The sequence below is a fragment of the Dyella koreensis genome, from assembly GCF_044904565.1.
In the GTDB taxonomy this organism is placed as follows: Bacteria; Pseudomonadota; Gammaproteobacteria; order Xanthomonadales; family Rhodanobacteraceae; genus Dyella_D; species Dyella_D koreensis.
In genome coordinates, this window is sequence record NZ_JADIKD010000012.1 from 71,253 (window position 1) to 92,925 (window position 21,673).

The 21,673-nt window shown below is 63.2% G+C and carries 18 protein-coding genes; 10 read left to right on the forward strand and 8 right to left on the reverse strand.

What is annotated here, in order from left to right; all coding sequences use genetic code 11:
* Positions 1 to 20: 20 nt before the first annotated feature.
* Positions 21 to 926, reverse strand: a complete 906-nt coding sequence (locus ISS97_RS15695) for a segregation and condensation protein A (RefSeq protein ID WP_379983676.1) — start codon at positions 924 to 926, stop codon at positions 21 to 23.
* Positions 927 to 1,405: 479 nt separating this feature from the next.
* On the opposite strand from ISS97_RS15695, the gene dinB reads away from it, so the two are divergent.
* Both dinB and ISS97_RS15705 read left to right on the forward strand, forming a co-directional pair.
* Complete coding sequence (gene dinB, locus ISS97_RS15700) at positions 1,406 to 2,581, forward strand: DNA polymerase IV (RefSeq protein WP_379983675.1); 1,176 nt, start codon at positions 1,406 to 1,408, stop codon at positions 2,579 to 2,581.
* An 81-nt stretch (positions 2,582 to 2,662) separates the two neighbouring features.
* On the forward strand, positions 2,663 to 3,034 hold the full coding sequence (locus ISS97_RS15705; RefSeq protein WP_379983674.1) for a PilZ domain-containing protein: 372 nt from the start codon (positions 2,663 to 2,665) through the stop codon (positions 3,032 to 3,034).
* 151 nt (positions 3,035 to 3,185) lie between these two features.
* Here ISS97_RS15705 and ISS97_RS15710 read toward each other — a convergent pair whose 3' ends face one another.
* A complete protein-coding gene (locus ISS97_RS15710; protein ID WP_379983673.1) occupies positions 3,186 to 4,877 on the reverse strand; it encodes a long-chain-fatty-acid--CoA ligase in 1,692 nt (563 codons plus the stop codon).
* A gap of 126 nt (positions 4,878 to 5,003) precedes the next feature.
* On the opposite strand from ISS97_RS15710, the gene ISS97_RS15715 reads away from it, so the two are divergent.
* Positions 5,004 to 5,450 carry a hypothetical protein gene (locus ISS97_RS15715; RefSeq protein WP_379983672.1) on the forward strand — a complete coding sequence of 149 codons (447 nt, stop codon included), beginning with the start codon at positions 5,004 to 5,006 and terminating at the stop codon, positions 5,448 to 5,450.
* 139 nt (positions 5,451 to 5,589) lie between these two features.
* Here ISS97_RS15715 and acnA read toward each other — a convergent pair whose 3' ends face one another.
* Positions 5,590 to 8,340, reverse strand: a complete 2,751-nt coding sequence (gene acnA, locus ISS97_RS15720; protein ID WP_379983671.1) for an aconitate hydratase AcnA — start codon at positions 8,338 to 8,340, stop codon at positions 5,590 to 5,592.
* A gap of 621 nt (positions 8,341 to 8,961) precedes the next feature.
* On the opposite strand from acnA, the gene acnB reads away from it, so the two are divergent.
* Entirely contained in the window at positions 8,962 to 11,553 is a 2,592-nt protein-coding gene (gene acnB, locus ISS97_RS15725) for a bifunctional aconitate hydratase 2/2-methylisocitrate dehydratase (RefSeq protein WP_379983670.1), read from the forward strand.
* Positions 11,554 to 11,657: 104 nt separating this feature from the next.
* Positions 11,658 to 12,566 carry a LysR family transcriptional regulator gene (locus ISS97_RS15730; protein ID WP_379983669.1) on the forward strand — a complete coding sequence of 303 codons (909 nt, stop codon included), beginning with the start codon at positions 11,658 to 11,660 and terminating at the stop codon, positions 12,564 to 12,566.
* Between the two features lie 115 nt (positions 12,567 to 12,681).
* Here the strand turns inward: ISS97_RS15730 and hflD are convergent, their stop codons facing one another.
* Genes hflD through ISS97_RS15745 form a run of 3 tightly spaced genes read right to left on the reverse strand, consistent with a single transcriptional unit; the run spans position 12,682 to position 14,934 of the window.
* Positions 12,682 to 13,305, reverse strand: coding sequence for a high frequency lysogenization protein HflD (hflD, locus tag ISS97_RS15735; protein ID WP_379983668.1), 624 nt, complete (start codon positions 13,303 to 13,305; stop codon positions 12,682 to 12,684).
* 10 nt (positions 13,306 to 13,315) lie between these two features.
* Complete coding sequence (gene mnmA, locus ISS97_RS15740; RefSeq protein ID WP_379983667.1) at positions 13,316 to 14,446, reverse strand: tRNA 2-thiouridine(34) synthase MnmA; 1,131 nt, start codon at positions 14,444 to 14,446, stop codon at positions 13,316 to 13,318.
* A complete protein-coding gene (locus ISS97_RS15745) occupies positions 14,443 to 14,934 on the reverse strand; it encodes an NUDIX hydrolase (RefSeq protein ID WP_379983666.1) in 492 nt (163 codons plus the stop codon). The genes mnmA and ISS97_RS15745 overlap by 4 nt, the downstream gene beginning before the upstream one ends.
* Positions 14,935 to 15,067: 133 nt before the next feature.
* Here ISS97_RS15745 and clpS point away from each other — a divergent pair, with 133 nt between their 5' ends.
* Together clpS and clpA are read left to right on the forward strand one after the other, a co-directional pair.
* A complete protein-coding gene (gene clpS, locus ISS97_RS15750; RefSeq protein WP_379983665.1) occupies positions 15,068 to 15,394 on the forward strand; it encodes an ATP-dependent Clp protease adapter ClpS in 327 nt (108 codons plus the stop codon).
* A gap of 63 nt (positions 15,395 to 15,457) precedes the next feature.
* Complete coding sequence (clpA, locus tag ISS97_RS15755) at positions 15,458 to 17,728, forward strand: ATP-dependent Clp protease ATP-binding subunit ClpA (protein WP_379983664.1); 2,271 nt, start codon at positions 15,458 to 15,460, stop codon at positions 17,726 to 17,728.
* A gap of 135 nt (positions 17,729 to 17,863) precedes the next feature.
* Here the strand turns inward: clpA and infA are convergent, their stop codons facing one another.
* Positions 17,864 to 18,082: a translation initiation factor IF-1 gene (gene infA, locus ISS97_RS15760; protein ID WP_019466733.1), complete on the reverse strand. Its 219-nt coding sequence runs from the start codon at positions 18,080 to 18,082 to the stop codon at positions 17,864 to 17,866.
* A gap of 83 nt (positions 18,083 to 18,165) precedes the next feature.
* Complete coding sequence (locus tag ISS97_RS15765) at positions 18,166 to 18,441, reverse strand: polyhydroxyalkanoic acid system family protein (protein WP_379983663.1); 276 nt, start codon at positions 18,439 to 18,441, stop codon at positions 18,166 to 18,168.
* 101 nt (positions 18,442 to 18,542) lie between these two features.
* Here ISS97_RS15765 and ISS97_RS15770 point away from each other — a divergent pair, with 101 nt between their 5' ends.
* From ISS97_RS15770 to pheA, 3 genes are all read left to right on the forward strand, one after another.
* On the forward strand, positions 18,543 to 19,310 hold the full coding sequence (locus ISS97_RS15770) for an FHA domain-containing protein (RefSeq protein WP_379983662.1): 768 nt from the start codon (positions 18,543 to 18,545) through the stop codon (positions 19,308 to 19,310).
* A gap of 69 nt (positions 19,311 to 19,379) precedes the next feature.
* Positions 19,380 to 20,465 (forward strand): 3-phosphoserine/phosphohydroxythreonine transaminase, encoded by a 1,086-nt coding sequence (gene serC, locus ISS97_RS15775; protein ID WP_379983661.1) that lies wholly within the window; start codon positions 19,380 to 19,382, stop codon positions 20,463 to 20,465.
* Between the two features lie 86 nt (positions 20,466 to 20,551).
* Entirely contained in the window at positions 20,552 to 21,670 is a 1,119-nt protein-coding gene (gene pheA, locus ISS97_RS15780; RefSeq protein ID WP_379983660.1) for a prephenate dehydratase, read from the forward strand.
* Positions 21,671 to 21,673: the final 3 nt, after the last annotated feature.

Below are 21,673 nucleotides of genomic sequence, written 5' to 3' on the forward strand. Positions count from 1 at the left end.
GGATACTTTCAGGTACCGACTCAGTCGGCGGCGGAGGCCCGTTGTGGTGCGGCCTCTTCGATGATTTCTTCGGCGTGCGAGACTTTTGCCTTCACGTAGATCGGAGCCAGCGGCTCTTCCTGCACGATTTCCACCAGCATTTCCTTGGCCAGTTCCAGCATGGCGAGGAAGGTCACCACCACGCCAAGCCGGCCTTCGGTCGGGTCGAACAGCGTCTCGAAGCGATGGAAGCTGCTGTCGTCAAGCTTGCTCAGCAGCTCGCCCATGCGCTGGCGCACGCTGAGCGCCTCGCGCTTGATGGCGTGATGCCCGAACAGTTCGGCCCGGTGCATCACATCCTTGAGAGCCAGCAACAGCTCCTTCAGGTCCAGCGGCGGCGGCAGCTTGATCACGGTGCGCTCGCCCGTGTCGGCGTGCACCGCCACTGTGTCGCGCTCCATGCGGGGCAGGGCTTCGATATCTTCCGCCGCCCTCTTGAAGCGCTCGTATTCCTGCAACCTGCGCACCAGTTCGGCGCGGGGGTCTTCCTCAAGGCCTTCTTCCGCAGGCGGCCGGGGCAGCAGCAGGCGCGATTTGATCTCCGCCAGGATCGCCGCCATCAGCAGGTATTCGGCGGCCAGCTCCAGGCGCATCACGTCGCGCATCATGTCGATGTATTCCATGTACTGCCGGGTGATCTCGGCAATCGGAATATCGAGAATGTCCAGGTTCTGCCGACGGATCAGGTACAGCAGGAGATCCAGCGGTCCTTCGAACGCCTCCAGGATGACTTCCAGCGCATCCGGGGGGATGTACAGGTCTTGCGGCATCTGCAACATCGGCTCGCCGCGCACGATGGCCAGCGGCATTTCCTGTTGTTGCGGTACCGACGCAAAAGCGTCTTGCGGTGCTGCGACCGGCTGAGGCTCGACTGGCTCAGTGCTCATCAATACATGTCGTTGGGCCGCCGTAACGGCTTGCAGTGCGTTCAACACGTTCGGAACCCTCGGGTTCCACCGGCATTCGCTCAGGAATGTCCCCGCTTCGGATGGTGGCCAACTGGCGAACACCCGTGAAACTCATTGCACGATGCCTAGCCGAGGCGCAGTTGGCGCCACCGTCGCGGTACCCCAAGACGAAGCCGCGCTATGGCGGTTTCAATCAAGCTGGCCGTGAGCGACCTTATGTGCGCTTTGATCCGGATCGGGTCGCGGCAAAGACGCAAGCCGAAACGCGTGAGAGCTGCGTCACGGGCTGTCCAAGAGGTCTGCTGAGTGCATCGGGCGGGTGCTTATGCTGTGCCGGCCCTGACCGGCAGGCGCACACCCTTTGACCCACGCAGGTTGAAGATTAGCGGCTGGGAGACGCCAAGTCCAGTGCGACGTCCAGTATCCAGTCCATCATGCTGCGGGCAAAATGCTGCAGCATGCCTGCCGCCGAACGCTCAATCATTCACGTTGATATGGACGCCTTCTACGCGGCGGTGGAGCAGCTCGATCGCCCGGAACTGCGCGGCAAGGCGGTGATCGTAGGCGGTCTGGGGCCGCGCGGGGTGGTCTCCACCTGCAGCTACGAAGCCCGCCGCTACGGCGTGTGCTCGGCGATGCCTACGGTTCAAGCCCGGCGCCTGTGTCCCGACGGGATTTACCTGGTGCCGCGCCCTGCGCGCTACCAGGAACTGTCGGAGCAGGTCTTCGATGTGTTTCACGAAGTGACGCCCGAGGTCGAGGGGCTATCGCTCGACGAGGCCTTTCTGGATGTCAGCGCCAGCCTGCGCTTGCTTGGCCCGGTCGAGGACATCGGTCGCCGCATCAAGCAAAGCATCCATGAACGTACCGGACTGATCGCCTCGGTCGGCATGGGGCCGAACAAGCTCCTGGCCAAACTGGCCAGTGAGATCTCCAAGCCCGACGGCTTTTTGCATATCAGGGCAAGCGAAGCCGCCCTGCGGCTGGCGCCACTGCCGGTAGGGCGGTTGTGGACCGTCGGCAAGGTGACGGAACAGGCGCTTCATCGCATCGGCGTGCGCACCATCGGCGAATTGGCAGCATGTGACCCGGCGCGTCTGAGGCAGGCGCTCGGACGTCAGGCCGCCATGCTGCAGGCACTCGCGCGCGGAGAAGACGAGCGTGCGGTCGAGCCGGTGCAGGCCGAGCAATCGATCGGGGCGGAGCACACGTTTGACGTCGATGTCGATCAGCGGGTGATGGCCGAATCCTGGTTGCTGCGCCAATGCGAGCGTGTGGCGGCGCGCGCCAGGGCGCGCGAGCTGCGCGGCACCACGGTGACGGTGAAACTACGCGAGCCGCCGTTTGTCACCTATACGCGCCAGGCGCCATTGCAGGCGCCGAGTGCGTCGGCCAGCGAGATTTATGAGGTGGCACGCCGCTTGCTTTATCTTTGGTGGCAGACGCAGTCGAGACCGCGCCTGCGCCTGCTCGGTGTGAGCCTGTCCGGTTTCGGCAAGCGAGCGCAGGAGGATATGTTCGCCGTTGGCGCGAAAGGCGCCGCGACAGATCAGGTGCAGGACGGGATCAATCGACGCTTCGGCACGGGTAGCCTGGTGCGCGCAGGAATACTGCGGACGCGCAAGCAGGATTGAAGGCCTTGGGGGTGGCCGCGATGGCGGTCGTGGGACAAGGCGGGTGGGCACTGCCGGACGCAGTGCGATGGGAGGAAAGGCATGACCAAAGCCGACGGCAAACCCAGGAGCAGTTCGGAACCCGAGCAACTGCGCCCTGCGCGCATGCGGATCGAGACCACCGTGCTCATGAGTCGCGGCAGCCAGTCGCAGCCGACGGAGCTGGTCGATATCTCGGCTACTGGCGCCCTGTTGCGGCGCCCGCTCGGCTGGCAGGGAGAAGTGGGGCAGAGCTGGATGCTGGACATGATCTTCGGCCATGACCTGCATATCCATCTCGAAGCGCAGGTGGCGCGCGTCTCCGACCGCCACATCGGTTTTGCCTACACACGTATTCCGGAGGACAAGCAGGTCCCCTTGTGGAACCTGCTGGGAGGCTACGCTGACATCCTGGAGATGTGGCACGACGAGTGAATCGTCGCGACGAGGCCGCCTCATGTGCCCGCGAAGGCGCGGGCCGTGGCGCCTCGAGCCTGTTCACTGCCCTGGAGTGGGCTGCCCTGAGGGGTGAACAGGCTCAGGGATAAATGCTCTTTTTCCTGAGCCCTTTTTTCTGGGCTTTCTCTCAGGCGCTGGTCGATGCCGCTTTCTTCTCGTCGCGCAACTCGCGGCGGAGGATCTTGCCTACGTTGCTCTTGGGCAGCGAGTCGCGGAATTCGATCACCTTGGGGCGCTTGTAGCCGGTGAGGTTCTGGCGGCAGAACTCCTTGAGGGCTTCGACGGTGAGATTCGGGTCCTTGCGCACCACGAACAGCTTCACCACTTCGCCCGAATGCTCATCCGGCACACCCACCGCGGCCACTTCGGCGACGCCCGGATGAGTCATCACGATGTCCTCGACCTCGTTCGGATACACGTTGAAGCCGGACACCAGAATCATGTCCTTCTTGCGGTCCACGATATAGAAGTAGCCGTTCTCGTCCATCCGCGCGATGTCGCCGGTGTGCAGCCAGCCATCGGCGCCGAGCACCTTGGCGGTCTCGTCCGGACGCTGCCAGTAACCCTTCATCACCTGCGGGCCGTGCACCATCAGCTCGCCGACTTCTCCCACCGGCAGCAGCTGGCCTTCTTCGGACCAGATCGCCACATCCGTCGAGGGCACCGGCAGGCCGATGGAGCTGTTGTAATCCTTCAAATCCAGCGGATTGATGCATACCGCCGGCGAGGTTTCGGTGAGGCCATAGGCTTCGGCAAGAGGAATGCCGGTGACTTTCTTCCAGCGCTCCGCGACCGCACGCTGCACGGCCATGCCGCCGCCGAGGGTCAGGTGCAGGCGCGAGAAATCCACTTCGGCGAAACCCGGCGTGTTGAGTAAGCCGTTGAACAGCGTGTTGACGCCGGTGAGCGCGGTGAACCTGGATTTCTTCAGCTCTTTCACGAAGCCCGGCATGTCGCGCGGGTTGGTGATCAGCCAGTTCAATCCGCCCAGACGCATGAACACCAGGCCGTTCGCCGTCAGCGAGAAGATGTGATACAGCGGCAGCGCGGTGATGATGACTTCCTCGCCGGGCTTGGCATTGCTGCCGATCCACGCACCGGCCTGCATCATGTTCGCGATCATGTTGCCGTGGGTGAGCATGGCGCCCTTGGCCACGCCGGTGGTGCCACCGGTGTATTGCAGGAACGCGATGTCGTCGTGCGTCAGCGACACCTTCGGCAGCGGATGCGCGGCGCCTTGCGCCAATGCATCGCGGAAGCGCACGGCATGCGGAAGGTTGAACGCCGGCACCATCTTCTTGACGTGCTTGAGCACGAAGTTGATCAGCCCGCCCTTGGGGAAGCCCAGCATGTCGCCAATGCCGGTGGTGACGATGTGCTTCACCTCGGTCTTGTCCACGACCTGCTGCAGTGTCGCGGCGAAGTTGTCGAGTACCACGATGGCCTTGGCACCGGCATCTTCCAGCTGATGCTGGAGTTCGCGCGCCGTGTACATCGGATTGGTGTTGACCACCACCATGCCGGCGCGCAGCGCGCCGAACAGGGCGATGGGGTACTGGAGCACGTTGGGCATCATGATCGCGATGCGATCGCCCTTGCTGAGCTTCAGTACACCCGTGAGGTAGCCGGCGAACTGGCGACTCAGTTCATCGATCTGGCGATAGCTGAGCTGCTTGCCGAAGTTGGAAAAACTTGGGCGATCGCGAAAGCGTTCAAAGGCTTCTTCCAGTACCGCGGCAACGGAGGCGTAGGCATTGATGTCGATCTGCGCGGGTACGCCATCCGGATAGTGGGCCAGCCACGGACGCTCGTTGCTCATGTTTGATCCCTGCTCCTGTATCGACTGCCAGCGCGCGGCTTGCGCGCGCATAAGGCATCATAGTGACGCGGCATTGGAGCATACGCTCGCGTACAGCGGCAAGCCGCGCCGCAACGAGGTTTTCGTATGCCCCGGATCAGGCAAAACCTGCTTTTGCTGATGTTTCTCGCCAGCTTTGTGCTGGCGCTTTCCGGCTGCCATCGCGTGCCTGACGAGCAGCGCATCCGTCAGGCCATCGATGCCGCTGCCCAGGGTACAGGGCAGGTCGATGCATCCGCGCTCACTGCCGTGTTGACCGACGACTTCGACGGCAATGGCGGCACGATGGGGCGAAAGGATCTTGGCAATCTGCTGCGTCTGGCGAAGTTGCGTGGCGAAACCGTGCATGTCGTGATGGGGCCGGTGGAGATGGAGCCGCGCGGCGACCGCTACATAGCGCGCTTTACGGTGACGCTCGGCAGCGGCGGCAAGCTGTTTCCTGCTGAGCTGGGCGTGTTCAAGGTCGAAACGGCCTGGCGCAGGGAAGGGCGTGACTGGCATTGCTATACGGCGACGTGGACGCAGCAGCTGTAGGAGCGCACTCTGTGCGCGACAACCCTACGAAGCAATGCCCCTGCGCGCTTGCCGCGCACAGGGTGCGCTCCTACAAGATGCATCCGGCGCTGACAAAAAACGCCGCCCTGAGGCGGCGTTTTCGTCTTGCAGGTCCTGATCAGGCGGCCTTCTTGCTGGCCAGCTGACGCAGTACGTATTGCAGGATGCCGCCGTGGCGGAAGAACTCCCGCTCCTTCGGAGTCAGCAGCAACACCTTCACGGTGAACTCCTTCTTGCTGCCATCCGCAGCCGTGGCGACGACTTTGGCTTCCTTCGACTCGCCGCCCTTGAGGCCGGTGATGTCGAACGTCTCCTTGCCGGTCAGGCCGAGCGATTGAGCGTTCTGGCCGTCCTGGAACTGGCAAGGCAGCACGCCCATACCCACCAGGTTCGAGCGATGGATGCGCTCGAAGCTTTCCGCGATCACCGCCTTCACACCCAGCAGCAGCGTGCCCTTGGCCGCCCAGTCGCGCGAGGAGCCCGTGCCGTATTCCTTGCCGGCCAGCACCACCAGCGGAGTCTTCTCCGCCTTGTACTTCATGGCGGCGTCGTAGATCGCCAGCTGCTCGCCACTCGGCACGTGCAAGGTGTAGCCGCCTTCAACACCATTGAGCATCAGGTTCTTGATGCGGATGTTGGCGAAGGTGCCGCGCACCATCACGTCGTCGTTGCCGCGACGCGAGCCGTAGGAGTTGAAGTCCTTCGGATCCACGCCCTTGCTGATCAGGAAGCGGCCCGCCGGGCTGTCCTTCTTGATCGAGCCCGCCGGCGAGATGTGGTCGGTGGTGATGGAGTCGCCGAACAGGCCGAGTACGCGCGCGCCGTGGATGTCTTCGATGCTGCCCGCTTCCTTGCTCATGCCGTCGAAGTAGGGCGGGTTCTTGATGTAGGTGGAGTCATCCCACTTGAACAGCGCGCCGTCCGGTGAGGCGATGTTGTTCCAGCGGCTGTCGCCCTTGAACACGTCGGCGTAGTTCTTCTCGAACATAGCCGGATTGATCGCGCCGGCGATGGTGTCGGAGATTTCTTTGTTGCTCGGCCAGATGTCCTTGAGGTACACCGGCTTGCCATCGTTGCCGGTGCCGAGCGGATCCTTGGTCAGGTCGATATCCAGCGTACCGGCGAGCGCGTAAGCGACTACCAGCGGCGGCGAGGCCAGGTAGTTCATCTTCACTTCCGGATGCACGCGGCCTTCGAAGTTGCGGTTGCCCGACAGCACCGACGCCACGGCCAGGTCGCCGTCGGCAATACCCTTGCTGATCTCGATCGGCAGCGGGCCGGAGTTGCCGATACAGGTGGTGCAGCCGTAGCCCACCACGTAAAAGCCAACCTTTTCCAGCTCCTTCAGCAGACCGGTCTTTTCAAGATAGTCGGTGACCACCAGCGAACCCGGGCCAAGCGAGGGCTTCACCCACGGCTGTGCTTTCAGGCCCTTGGCCGCGGCTTTCTTGGCCAGCAAACCAGCGCCAAGCATGACGGCGGGATTCGAGGTGTTGGTGCAGGAGGTGATGGCGGCGATCACGACAGCGCCGTCACCGAGCTTGAAGCTCTCGCCGTTGCGTTCAACGCGCACACCGCCATTCGTAATGGCATTGGCTGGATTGCCGATGGCTGTCGAGCCGCCCTCGCTGATGAAGTTGGAGGTTTCCTCATTGCGCGGCTTGCGGTTGGCGGTCAGCGGACCTACCGCATCGTGGAAACTCTTCTGCACGCCTTCCAGCAACACGCGGTCCTGCGGACGCTTCGGGCCGGCCAGCGAGGGCTTCACGTCGGCGAGGTTCAGCTCCAGCGTGGTGGTGAACTGCGCGTGCGGGGTGTTCTCGTCGTGCCACAAGCCTTGGGCTTGCGCATAGGCCTTGACCAGTTCGATCTGATCGTCGCTGCGGCCCGACAGGTGCATGTAGTTCAGTGCTTCCTGGTCGACCGGGAAGATGCCGCAGGTTGCACCGTATTCCGGGGCCATATTGGCGATGGTGGCGCGATCCGCCAGCGGCAAATGCTTGAGGCCATCGCCGAAGAACTCGACGAACTTGCCCACCACCCCGAGCTTGCGCAGCATCTGGGTGACGGTGAGCACGAGGTCGGTGGCGGTAACACCTTCAGAGAGTTTGCCGGTGAGCTTGAAGCCCACCACCTGCGGAATCAGCATCGATGACGGTTGGCCCAGCATCGCGGCTTCGGCCTCGATACCACCGACGCCCCAGCCGAGCACGCCAATGCCGTTGATCATCGTGGTGTGCGAGTCGGTACCGAACACCGTGTCCGGGTAAGCCCACTGCTCACCGTCCTTCTCGGCAGTGAACACCACGCGAGCCAGATGCTCCAGGTTCACCTGATGGACGATGCCGGTGCGCGGCGGTACGACTTTGAAGTTGTTGAAGGCCTTCTGGCCCCAGCGCAGGAAGGAGTAGCGCTCCTGATTGCGCTCGAACTCGATCTCGACGTTCTTCTCCAGCGCCGACTCAGAGCCGAACACATCAACCTGCACGGAATGGTCGATCACCAGCTCGGCCGGTGCCAGCGGGTTGATCTGATTGGCATCGCCGCCGAGTTTCACCACGGCATCGCGCATGGCGGCAAGGTCGACCACGCAGGGCACACCAGTGAAGTCCTGCAACACCACGCGGGCGGGCATGAAGGCGATCTCGGTGTCCGGCTCGGCCTTGGGGTTCCACTTGGCGACTGCCTCGATTTCCTTCGAGGTGACATTGACGCCGTCCTCATGGCGCAACAGGTTCTCCAGCAGGATCTTCATCGAGTAGGGAAGTTGCTTGAGGTCGAAACGCTGGCCGAGCTTGGCGAGGCTGGCGATCTGGTACGAGCTGCCGTTGACCTTGAGGGTGTCGCGGGTGGCGAATGAATCCAGCATGGGGCTAACTCCTGTTGCTTTGAATCTGGCGGACGCACGAGGCGTAGCAGGGGAATCCTAAGGCACGATACGTGAGAGGAATTGTAAGAGCCTGTTCAATGCCTCCGCGTAGCTCGCGTTGCCCCGCTATGGGCGCCTGGCGGTGAGGCGTGGCGCAGCGCCTGACTGGCCGTCAGGCCAAGCCGCGCCTCACCGCCAGGCGCCCATAGCGGGGCAACCCTTCGGGCCGGGTCTGTTTGCCCACATGCCTGCGTCATCACTCGGTTGTGTACGGACGTACACGCCCTCGTTCTTCCTTGGCCTGCGTGCAAACAGATCCCGGCGCGAGCCACGCGGAGGCATTGAACAGTCTCTCAGGAGACCCGTCTTCCGTTCGGGGATGCCGGGCAGTTTGGGGCAAATGCCGGAGCGCGCAAGCTACCCGTTCGGTTATTCGCGCATTTCGTCCTTGCAAGATTTCGAACGCTGGCGGAAACAACGTCTTGCGTTGCGGTGCCGGTGCTGCGACTGGCAAAATAAGCGGCTGTAATGACGCCCGGAAATGGCTTGGGGGCTAGCTTTTCGCTCCCTTGTGCCGCCAGCCGGCCGTTCAGCCCTTCGCCATTCAACGGACGAGATCACATGCTCAACGCTTATCGCCAACACGTCGCCGAACGCGCCGCTCTGGGTATCCCCGCGCTGCCGCTGTCGGCCCAGCAGACCGCCGACCTGATCGAACTGCTGAAGAACCCGCCCGCTGGCGAAGAAGCGTTCCTCGTCGATCTGATCATCCATCGCGTGCCGGCCGGCGTCGACGACGCGGCCAAGGTCAAGGCCTCGTACCTGGCAGCCGTTGCCTTCGGTACCGAGAAGTGCGCGCTGATCAGCCGCGAGAAGGCGACTGAGCTGCTGGGCACCATGCTGGGTGGCTACAACATCCATCCGCTGGTCGAGCTGCTCGACGATGCGCAGGTCAGTGGCATCGCCGCTGAAGCGTTGAAGAAGACCCTGCTGATGTTCGACGCCTTCCATGACGTCAAGGACAAGGCTGACAAGGGCAATGCCAACGCCAAGGCCGTGCTGCAGAGCTGGGCCGACGCCGAGTGGTTCACCAGCCGTCCGGAAGTGCCGCAGCGCCTCACCATCACCGTGTTCAAGGTGCCGGGCGAAACCAATACTGACGACCTGTCGCCGGCCCCCGATGCCACCACGCGTCCGGATATCCCGATGCACGCGCTGGCCATGCTGAAGAACAAGCGCGAGGGCGCACCGTTCCAGCCGGAGGAAGACGGCAAGCGCGGTCCGATCCAGCAGATCCTCGATCTCAAGAACAAGGGCCATCTGGTGGCCTACGTCGGCGACGTGGTCGGCACCGGTTCCAGCCGCAAGTCGGCCACCAACTCAGTGCTGTGGTGGACCGGCGAGGACATCCCCTTTATCCCGAACAAGCGCTTCGGCGGCGTGTGCCTGGGTTCGAAGATCGCCCCGATCTTCTACAACACCATGGAAGACGCTGGCGCGCTGCCGATCGAACTCGACGTTTCCAAGATGGAGATGGGCGACGTAGTCGAGCTGCGCCCCTATGAAGGCAAGGCGCTGAAGAACGGTGAGGTGATCGCTGAATTCCAGGTCAAGTCTGACGTGCTGTTCGACGAAGTGCGCGCCGGTGGCCGCATTCCGCTGATCATCGGCCGCGGCCTCACCGCCAAGGCGCGCGAGGCGCTGGGCCTGCCTGCCTCCAACCTGTTCCGCCTGCCGCAGAACCCGGCCGACACCGGCAAAGGCTTCACCCTGGCGCAGAAGATGGTCGGCCGCGCCTGTGGTCTGCCGGAAGGCCAGGGCGTGCGTCCGGGCACCTATTGCGAGCCGAAGATGACCTCGGTGGGTTCGCAGGACACCACCGGCCCGATGACCCGCGACGAGTTGAAGGACCTGGCCTGCCTGGGCTTCTCGGCCGATCTGGTGATGCAGTCGTTCTGCCACACCGCGGCTTATCCGAAGCCGGTCGACGTCAAGACCCATCACGAGCTGCCGGCCTTCATTTCCACTCGTGGCGGCATCAGCCTGCGTCCGGGCGACGGTGTGATCCACTCCTGGCTCAACCGCATGCTGCTGCCCGATACGGTCGGCACCGGCGGCGACAGCCACACGCGTTTCCCGATCGGCATTTCGTTCCCGGCCGGTTCGGGTCTGGTTGCCTTTGCTGCGGCCACCGGCGTGATGCCGCTGGACATGCCGGAATCGGTGCTTGTGCGCTTCAAGGGCGAGCTGCAGCCGGGCGTTACCCTGCGTGACCTGGTCAATGCGATCCCTCTGTACGCCATCAAGGACGGCCTGCTTACCGTTGCCAAGCAGGGCAAGAAGAACGTCTTCTCCGGTCGCATTCTGGAGATCGAAGGTCTGCCGAATTTGAAGGTGGAGCAAGCGTTCGAGCTGTCCGACGCCTCGGCCGAGCGTTCGGCGGCCGGTTGCACCGTGCACCTCAACAAGGAACCGATCATCGAGTACCTCAACTCGAACATCACCTTGCTGAAGTACATGATCGCCCAGGGTTACCAGGACGCCCGCAGCCTGCATCGCCGCATCAAGGCCATGGAAGCCTGGCTGGCCAACCCGCAACTGATGGAGCGCGATGCGGACGCTGAATACGCCGCGGTGATCGAGATCGACCTGGCCGACGTGCACGAGCCGATCGTGGCTTGCCCGAACGATCCGGACGACGTGAAGACCCTGTCCGATGTGGCCGGCGCGACCATCGATGAGGTGTTCATCGGTTCCTGCATGACCAACATTGGTCACTTCCGTGCCGCGTCGAAGCTGCTGGAAGGCAAGCGCGACATCCCGACCAAGTTGTGGGTGGCCCCGCCGACCAAGATGGACCAGAAGCAGCTGACCGAGGAAGGCCACTACGGCGTGCTCGGCACGGCTGGTGCGCGCATGGAAATGCCGGGCTGCTCGCTGTGCATGGGCAACCAGGCCCAGGTGCGCGAGGGCGCGACGGTGTTCTCCACCTCTACCCGCAACTTCCCGAACCGCCTGGGCAAGAACTCCAACGTGTACCTGGGTTCGGCCGAGCTGGCGGCGATCTGCTCGCGTCTGGGCCGTATCCCGACCAAGGCGGAGTACATGACCGACATCGGCGTGATCAACGCCAACGGCGACAAGATCTACCAGTACATGAACTTCGACCAGATCGAAGACTTCAAGCAGGTCGCCGATACCGTCGAAGCCTGAGTGATCAGCTAAGTGGAAAACGAAGCCCGGCCCTGTGCCGGGCTTCGTCGTTTATGCTTTGCGCCGCCTCCATCACGGGGCAGGGCAGCGAGGCAACAGGCAGGATGATTTCCACCCACTTATCGGTAGTCTCGTTGCGTGACCTGACCCTGGTGCAGGCCGTGCGCAGGCATGGCAGCTTCAACAGCGCGGCGCGCGCGATGCATATCAGTCCTTCCGGCCTGTCGCATCAGGTGCAGAAAGTGGAGCAGGCGTTGGGCGCGCCGTTGTTCGAACGCGGTGGCCGGCGCATCGTGCCCACGGCGGGCGGGCAACGATTGCTGGAGCAAATCGATGCGGTGCTTCTGGCTGCCGAACACTTGCAGCAGGCCGCGCGTGCGGGTGAGGTAGCGTTCGGTGGCGAGCTGCGGCTCGGTGTACTGGCCACGTTGGGGCCGTACCTGTTGCCGCATCTGATCGCGCCGTTCCCGCAGCATTTTCCGGAGGCCCGCTTGAGTCTGTCCGAAGGCAAGCCGCGCGGTCTGCTGCGCCGCTTGCACGAAGGCGAGCTGGATGCGGTGCTGGCGCCACCGGTTCCGGCGGTCAGTGGCATTGCCATGCGCCCGCTGTTTTTCGAGCCCTGGGAGGTGATGCTCCGTGCGGACCATCCCTTGGCCAGCCGCCGCACGGTGGCGCTGGAGCAATTGGACGCCAGCGAGGCGACCTTGATGACCGAAAGCCATGCCGATCATGTGCTCGGCGGTGGCCATGTGCAAGACGTCAGCCTGGAAAGCCTGGCCGCCCTCGTGGGGCTGCGCGGCGGCTATGCCCTGGTGCCTGCACTGGCGCATGAGCGCCTTGCCTCGACGCCCAACGTGGCGCTGGCGAAGATCAAGGGACAGGCGCCAGGGCGCGAGATCGCGCTCTATTGGCGCGAGGCTTCGCCGTGGCATGGCGATCTGCAGGCCTTTGCGGAACTGCTGCGCAAACTGGCAAAGCAACGGCCAGGTCTCAAACTGATCGACGAGACATGACGCCACGGTAGGAGCGCACCCTGTGCGCGAAATCCCTGCGAAGCAGGGCCTCATGGTGGCATGAAAAAACGCGGCTCTCTCGGGTCGTTTCGCCCACAGGGTGGGCTCCTACGGTTTAGCCGTTATCGAGCGTCGCCCCGGTCAGCAGCCCGCGCGCCAACATGCTGCACTGGCGGCGATACAGCAGCAGTTGCCACTGCCGCCCGCCGATCTGCCGCCACAGCACTGCCGAGCGCACGGCGGCGAGCAGGCTGGTACGCACTTTCTCGACCACATTCGGTTGCTGCAGCTGCTGCGGATTGCCGGTGACCATCACCCGCGGCTTCAGCGTGGAGAGCGTGGAGACATATAGCTCCGCAAGGCGCTTGATGACCTGAGGCGAGTTCTGGCCGAAGTGTTCGACCTGGCGCTGCGCGGACACGATGCCCTGCTGCAGATCGTTGAGCAGCTGGTTGTGGCGCGCCAGGCTGCGCTCCAGCCGCATGACGGTGACTGCCATGCGGGTGATGCCCATGTCGCGGCCGGTTTCATCCAGTTGCGAAATCAGTTTGCGCAGGCCCAGCCGCACGCCGGCGACATCGCCGTAGACACCTGCCACCGACGCGGCGTCGATGCGGAATACGCTGCCCAGGCTGGCTTCGAAGGCAGTCTCGTCGCAGCGTCCGTCGTTCGCCAATTGCTGCGCCAGCGCCGTGGCCTGGAACAGACCGGCAAGGGCGAGTACGCGTTCTTCGTTCATAGCAAAAGTTTCAAGCACGTTGGACGGACTCTTCAGTAACTGAGGCGGCATTCCAGCCGCCGTAGGGAGCATCGGTGCGGGCGATCACGGCGCCGCCGAGACAGGCGTCGCCGTCGTAGAACACCACGGACTGGCCGGGGGTGACAGCCCGCTGGGGCTCGTCGAAGCGCACCTCCACGCCACCCTCGAACAGATGCACGGTGCAGTGCTGGTCCTGTTGGCGGTAACGGGTCTTGGCGGTGCAGCGGAATTCGGTGGCGGGCGCCTCGCCGGCGACCCAGCTTGGCACTTCGGCGATCAGGCGTTGCGAATACAGCCAGTGGTTTTCGCCGCCCTGTGCCACGTAGAGCACATTGGCGGCGACATCCTTGCCCACGACGTACCAAGCGTCGCCGCCGGCACCCTGGCGTCCACCGATACCCAGGCCGTTGCGCTGGCCGAGGGTGTAATACATCACGCCCTGATGTTCGCCGATGCGCTCGCCTTCGGGGGTGCGCATCTCGCCGGGGCGGGCAGGAATGTATTGGCTGAGAAATTCGCGGAAATCGCGCTCGCCGATAAAGCAGATGCCGGTGGAATCCTTCTTGGCATGAGTGGGCAGGGCGGCTTCCAGCGCCATGCGGCGCACCCGCGATTTCTCGATTTCGCCGACCGGGAACAGCGTGGCCGCGAGCTGCTGCTGGCCCAGCGCGTGCAGGAAGTAGGTCTGGTCCTTGGCGGTATCCACAGCGCGCAGCAGGCGATAGCGGCCGTCTTTGAAGTCGACGCGCGCATAGTGGCCGGTGGCGATTTTTTCCGCGCCCAGTGCGCGCGCCTCGTCCAGGAAGGTCTTGAACTTGATCTCGCGGTTGCACAGCACGTCGGGGTTCGGCGTGCGGCCCGCGCGATATTCGGCCAGGAAATGCTCGAATACCCCGTCCCAATACTCGGCGGCGAAATTGCGCGCATGGAACGGAATGTCCAGGCGGCCGCAGACGGCAACAGCGTCCTTGCGGTCGGCGTCGGCCGTGCAGGGGCCGTCGCGGTCGTCCTCTTCCCAGTTCTGCATGAACAGGCCTTCGACCTGATGGCCTGCCTGTTGCAGAAGCAGGGCGGCGACCGATGAGTCAACACCGCCGGAGATGCCGAGCATCACCTTCACGGGTAGCGGTCCTCCGATAGCAGGCTGCCGAGCACGGTCAGCGGTACGCGCTGGCCAGCCAGCCAGGCATCGATGCTTTGCAGTACCAGCGGGCTGCGCAGTTGATCGCCCAGTGCGGCGACTTCAGCGCGGGTCAGCCAGAGCGCGCGGTGGATACCCTTGTCCAGGGGGCGCTGCGGGTCATGTGACAGCGCGCGTGCGGCAAAGCTGAAACGCACCACGCTGTCGCCATGCTCCGTGCTGCGCCATTGGTGGACGCCGATCAGGTGTTCAAGGGCGACGGTCCAGCCGGTCTCCTCCAGCGTTTCGCGCACAGCGGCGCTGGCCAGGCTTTCGCCATCATCCAGATGGCCGGCAGGCTGGTTGTAGGCCAGGCGGCCGGCGACTTCTTCTTCGACCATCAGGTAGCGATCGCCGTCGGCCACCACACAGGCGACCGTGACGCGGGGGCACCAGACGGCGGAAGGGGAGGCCTGGATATCGTTCATGGGGATGATATGGCGCCGTTGCCGGCACTGGAAAAGGCGTCATTGTGCCATTACCTGAAGGACTCATCCGTGCCCGGAGCCCATGCGGTATCCCGGCGCTATACTCCTGACCAAGATCCGGCATCCCGAAACCATGGCGCACGAACCCGAACACGAGCAAGGCCACGAACACGGCCTGGCGGTTGAAACCTCCCGTCCGGAGGTAGCCCGGCCGCCACTGTTTCAAGTGGTACTGCTCAATGACGATTTCACCCCGATGGATTTCGTGGTCGAGGTGTTACGCAGCTTCTTCAGCCTGGACCAGGAACGTGCGGTCCAGGTCATGCTTCATGTGCATACTCGCGGCAAGGGTGTGTGCGGCGTGTTTACCAGGGAGGTGGCCGAAACCAAGGTGACCCAGGTGAACGAATATTCACGTGCTCATCAGCATCCGTTGTTGTGCACTATGGAAAAGCTCTGAGCGAACCCCATTTCGTGGTCATCGCGGCATTGCCGCCCTGCCATTCAAGCGGAGAAGGTCCGGATGTTTAGCAAGGATCTCGAAGTCACCATCGGCCAGTGCTACAAGCAGGCCAGAGAGCAGCGCCACGAGTTCATGACGGTGGAGCATCTGCTGCTCGCGCTCACCGAAAACCAGTCGGCTCTGGGGGCGCTGCGCGCCTGCGGCGTCGACCTGCCGCGCCTGACCCACGAGCTGGAAAAAATCATCGCCGAGACCGTGCCGGTACTGCCGCATGGCGACGAGCGTGATACCCAGCCTACGCTGGGCTTCCAGCGCGTGCTGCAGCGGGCGGTCTACCACGTGCAGTCCTCGGGTCGTAAGGAAGTCACTGGCGCCAATGTGCTGGTGGCGATCTTCGGCGAGAAGGATTCGCATGCGGTGTACTTCCTGCACCAGCAGGAAATCACCCGACTCGATGTGGTCAATTACATCTCGCACGGCATCGCGAAGATCGGCGACGAGCCGTCTTCCAGCATGCCGGGTAGCGAGCGCGACGGCGAAGAGGGTGGCGAGTCCAAGGGCAATCCGCTCAGCGAATACGCCAGCAACCTCAACGAGCTCGCGCTGGAAGGCAAGATCGATCCATTGATCGGCCGCCAGGACGAAATCGAGCGCACCATCCAGGTGCTGTGCCGCCGCCGCAAGAACAACCCGCTCTATGTCGGCGAGGCTGGCGTAGGCAAGACTGCGCTGGCCGAAGGCCTGGCCAAGCGTATCGTCGATGGCGATGTGCCGGAGGTTCTGGAGAGCTCCACCATCTGGTCGCTCGATCTTGGCGCACTGGTGGCTGGCACCAAGTACCGCGGCGATTTCGAGAAGCGTCTGAAGGCGGTGATTTCGCAGCTCAAGAAGCAGCCGGGCGCGATCCTGTTTATCGACGAGATCCACACCATCATCGGTGCCGGTTCGGCGTCGGGCGGTACCATGGATGCGTCGAATCTGATCAAGCCCATGCTGGCTTCCGGCGAGCTGCGTTGCATTGGCTCGACTACGTTCCAGGAGTTCCGCGGCATCTTCGAAAAAGACCGTGCGCTGGCCCGTCGCTTCCAGAAGATCGACGTGGTCGAGCCGACCGTGGCCGACAGCATCGAGATTCTGAAAGGCCTGCGCTCGCGCTTTGAAGAGCACCACAACGTCGTCTACACCAACGAGTCGCTGAAGGCGGCGGTGGACCTGTCGGTGAAGCACATTCCCGACCGATTGTTGCCGGACAAGGCTATCGACGTGATCGACGAAGCCGGTGCTCGCCAGCGCCTGCTGCCGGCTGATCAGCGCACCGGCAAGATCGATGTGCCTGAGGTGGAATACATCGTTGCCAAGATGGCGCGTATTCCGGCCAAGCAGGTCTCGGCTTCCGACCGCGACGTGCTGAAGAACCTGGAGCGCAACCTGAAGATGGTGGTGTTCGGGCAGGACGCGGCGATCGAGGCGCTCTCGGCTTCGATCAAGATGGCGCGTTCCGGCCTGGCTGACCCATCCAAGCCGATCGGCTGCTTCCTGCTGGCCGGCCCCACCGGCGTCGGCAAGACCGAGGTTACCCGTCAGCTGGCGATGCAACTCGGTATCGAGATGATCCGCTTCGACATGTCCGAGTACATGGAAGCGCATTCCGTCTCGCGCCTGGTCGGCGCACCTCCGGGTTATGTTGGTTTCGACCAGGGTGGTCTGCTGACCGAGGCGGTGACCAAGCATCCGCATGCTGTGCTGCTGCTGGACGAAATCGAGAAGGCGCATCCGGATGTGTACAACATCCTGTTGCAGGTGATGGATCGCGGTGTGCTGACCGACACCAACGGTCGCGAGGCGAACTTCAAGAACGTAGTGCTGGTAATGACCACCAATGCGGGCGCGCAGCAGGCGTCGCGTCGCGGCATCGGTTTCGTCAAGCAGAACCATTCGATGGACGCGATGGAAGTGATCCGCCGCACCTTCACTCCGGAGTTCCGCAATCGTCTCGATGCGGTGATCCAGTTCAATGCGCTGGATTTCGAGCACATCCTGCGCGTGGTCGACAAGTTCCTGATCGAGCTGGAGTCGCAGCTGAGTGAGAAGCATGTCATCCTCGATGTGGATGCCGATGCCCGCCGCTGGCTGGCCGAGCATGGGTTCGATCCGCAGATGGGTGCCCGCCCGATGTCCCGCGTGATCCAGGAGAAGGTGAAGCGTGCCTTGGCCGACGAGTTGCTGTTCGGCAAGCTGTCCGAAGGCGGCAAGGTCAAGCTGAGCGTGCTGGATGGCGAACTGAAGGTGGACACCGAGGCGGCGGAGAAACTGCCGGCCGTGGTGTCCTGAGGCAGGGACGCAGGCAAACGAAAAAGGCCGCGCTACAGCGCGGCCTTTTTGTATTTGTAGGAGCGCACCCTGTGCGCGATCCCGTTGTGATACTGCTCTGTAGGTTATTCGCGCACAGGGTGCGCTCCTACAGAATTACTTCATGCGGTACGTGATACGACCCTTGGTCAGGTCGTAAGGGGTCATCTCGACCTTGACCTTGTCGCCGGTGAGGATGCGGATGTAGTGCTTGCGCATACGGCCGGAGATATGGGCTGTGATCACGTGCCCGTTTTCCAGCTGCACGCGGAACATGGTGTTGGGCAGGGTCTCCTGGACCGTGCCTTCCATTTCGATGACGTCGTCTTTGGCCATGCGTTCCGGTCGGTGAGGGTGCAGCCGTCGTGGCCGCGTAAGCGGGCGATTATGCCATGGATACGGGCATGGTTAAAGATTCATCAGCTGAAGTGCTCGTCCAGCTTCCGTCGGATCTCGTCCTCGACCATGCCCTTGAGGGGCGCCAGCATCATGCCCAGCTCGGCTTTGACCTGGATCGCCTCTTTTTCGACCGCGATGGACCCGCTCACGCCAGGGCGCGAAAAGCTCAGCGTGTCGCCCTGCCATTGGCCGCTCATGCCGAACTTCTCCTGCATGCGCGTGGCGACCTTGTCGACCACGGCGCGAGCCTCGTCCATGGAGAGCTGGTGCGGGCGGCGGATATCGATCTTGGGCATAAGCGAATTCCAACTAGAAAATAAAACATATTACGCGGTCTTGCGTCGGACTTGTCCCACTCATCTGCTAGAGTCGCGCCCGTCTATCGACTGGTTCACAGATGCGCATTGAGTTTCCCAATTCGGCCCGTGAGGACTTCCGCTGGGACCAGCTGCTGCTGAGGATCGGCAGCGCACCGGACAACGATCTCGTGCTCGCTGCCCATCAGGCCGGCAGCCATCATCTGCGTATCCAGCAGGATCGTCGTGGCTGGGTGTTGCAAGTGTTGCCGCAGGGCAATCGCATCTATGTGAACGCAAGGCCGGTGCGCGAGCGCGCCCTGTTGCGCCCAGGCGACATCCTCAGCGTGGGCGATTGCCGTATGTTGCTGCGCTCCAATGACGAGCCGGATACGCGTCAGCCACTCGATGCGCCGCCTCTGGAGCGTTGCACGGTGGCTTTGCGCGCCGTGGCCGGGCCGTTATCGGGTCGCGTACTTTCGGTACAGGACAAGCTGGAGCTGGGGCCGCTGGGCCGCTATCCGCTGGAGTTGCCGCAAGGGGAGGCCGCTTCGCTGCGTGTGTCGTGGGGGGATGGCCAGTTATGGCTCGAAACTACCCAGTCATCGGCACGCTACCCGCTACGGCTCAACGGCGTCGCCGTGGAACAGGTGGCCTTGCTGCCAGGCGACCAGATCGGTCTCGCCATGCATCGCTTCGTACTCGATGCCCCCGGCATGGAGCCAGAGCCGGAGATCGTGATGCCCGAGCCAGAGCCGGCGCACCTGCCTGAAGAGGACGCCGGGCCGCGCGGTGAAGTGTGGTGGCTGATTGTCACGGCCGCCGTACTTGCGCTTGGCATCGCGCTGATCCTGCTGGTTCGTTTCTGAGGCAACCGTTGACCTCGGGTTGCTGCGCCGCGCCATAATGCGGGGATTACACCCCACGAGGCGTCTTTAGTGAGCAGGGTTTGGAATTTCAGTGCGGGGCCGGCCGCCATCCCCTCGGTCGTACTGGAGCGCGCACAGCGCGAATTGCTGGATTGGAATGGCAGTGGCGCCTCCGTGATGGAGCTGTCTCACCGCGGCAAGCTGTTTATCGGGCTGGCCCAGCAGGCTGAAGCGGATCTGCGCGAGCTGCTCGGCGTTCCGGACGATTACGCGGTGCTGTTCCTCCAGGGCGGGGCCACCCAGCATTTCGCGCAGATTCCCATGAACCTGGCTGGTGATGGCGATAGTGCCGACTACATCGTCAACGGGCACTGGGGCGAAAAGGCCGCGAGCGAAGCCGCGCCGTACGTGCGTGTGAATATCGCCGCCAGCAGCAAGAGCGATCAGTACCTGCGCCTGCCGCCGCGTGAATCCTGGCAGCTCGATCCTCGTGCGGCTTATGTGCACTACACGCCGAACGAAACCATTCATGGCGTGGAGTATCACGAGATTCCGGATGTCGGCGACGTGCCGCTGGTGGCGGACTTCTCTTCCAACATTCTGTCCGAGCCGCTGAATGTCAGCCGCTTCGGGCTGATCTATGCCGGTGCGCAGAAGAACATCGGGCCATCGGGTCTGGTGGTGATGATCGTTCGCCGCGACCTGTTGCAGCGTGTCTCGCGCCCGATGGCGAAGATCTTCCGCTACGCGGAGCAGGCGGCGAACGACTCGATGCTCAATACCCCAAACACCTGGGGCTGGTATCTCGCTGGATTGACCTTCCAATGGCTGAAAGACCAGGGTGGCTTGGCCGCGATGGCCGAACGCAATCGCGCCAAGGCCGAACTGTTGTATCAGGCCATCGATGGCTCCGGCGGCTACTACCGCAATCCGGTGCAAGTGAGCGCGCGTTCGCGCATGAACGTGCCTTTCACTCTGCACGATAGCGCGCTCGATGCGGCTTTCCTGAAGGAATCCGAGGCGGCGGGCCTGCTGGCGCTGAAGGGGCACAAGGCCCTCGGCGGCATGCGTGCGTCGCTCTATAACGCGGTGCCATTAGAAGCCGTGCAGGCCTTGGTGAGTTTCATGAAGGACTTTGCCGTCCGCCACGGATGAGTCAACGTGCCCGGCGACCATTCCGGAAGAGAATCGGGCACTATGCATAAATCATTTGGACTTCTTTACCCCCAGACTGCCAGACCATGACCGACCAGGGAAAGCCCGACCAGACCAAGAACGATGCCGGCGGTTCGCTCACGCAAGTGCGTGAACGCATCGACAGTATCGACCGCCAGATCCAGGAGCTGATTTCCGAGCGCGCCAACTGGGCGCAGGAAGTGGCTCGCGTCAAAGGCGAGGGGCTTTCCGCCATCGACTATTACCGCCCCGAGCGTGAGGCCCATGTGCTGCGCATGGTGGTGGACCGCAACCACGGTCCGTTGTCGGATACCGAGATGGTGCGTTTGTTCCGCGAGATCATGTCGTCGTGCCTCGCCCAGGAAGATCCGCTCAAGGTCGGCTTTCTCGGCCCCGAGGGCACCTTCAGCGAGCAGGCGGTGCGCAAGCACTTCGGTCATGCCGCCTATGGCTTGCCGTTGGGCAGCATCGAAGAAGTATTCCAGGAAGTGGCCGCAGGCCATGCCGACTTCGGCGTGGTGCCGGTCGAGAACTCCGGCCAGGGCATGATCCAGGTCACGCTGGATATGTTCCTCACCTCCGATGCCAAGATCTGCGGTGAGGTGGAACTGCGCGTGCACCAGTGCCTGCATTCGCAGGGCGGGCGCATGGAAGACATCAAACGCGTTTATGCGCACGCGCAATCGCTACAGCAGTGCAAGACCTGGCTGCGTATCAATCTGCCGGGCGTGGAATGCATCTCGGTGAGCAGTAACGCGGAGGCTGCGCGTCTGGCACGCCATGCCGACGACGCGGCGGCGATCGCGGGTGAAACGGCAGGGCGCGTTTACGGGCTCAAGACCCTCGCCAGCGCCATCGAAGATCGCGCCGATAACACCACGCGCTTCCTGGTGATCGGCCGCTCCCTGTTTCCGCCGTCGGGTAACGACCGCACGTCGTTGCTGATCACGGTGAACGACAAGCCGGGCGCGCTGTACGACGTGCTCAGCCCGTTCGCCAAACATGGCGTGAGCCTCAACCGCATCGAATCGCGCCCCGCACACACGGGCAAGTGGCAGTACGCGTTCTTTATCGACGTGTCCGGTCATGTGCAGGATGCGGCGATCCAGGCCGCTATGCACGAGATGGGCACGGCCGCCGCCAAAGTACGAGTGCTCGGTTCCTACCCGGTGGCACTGCCCTGATTA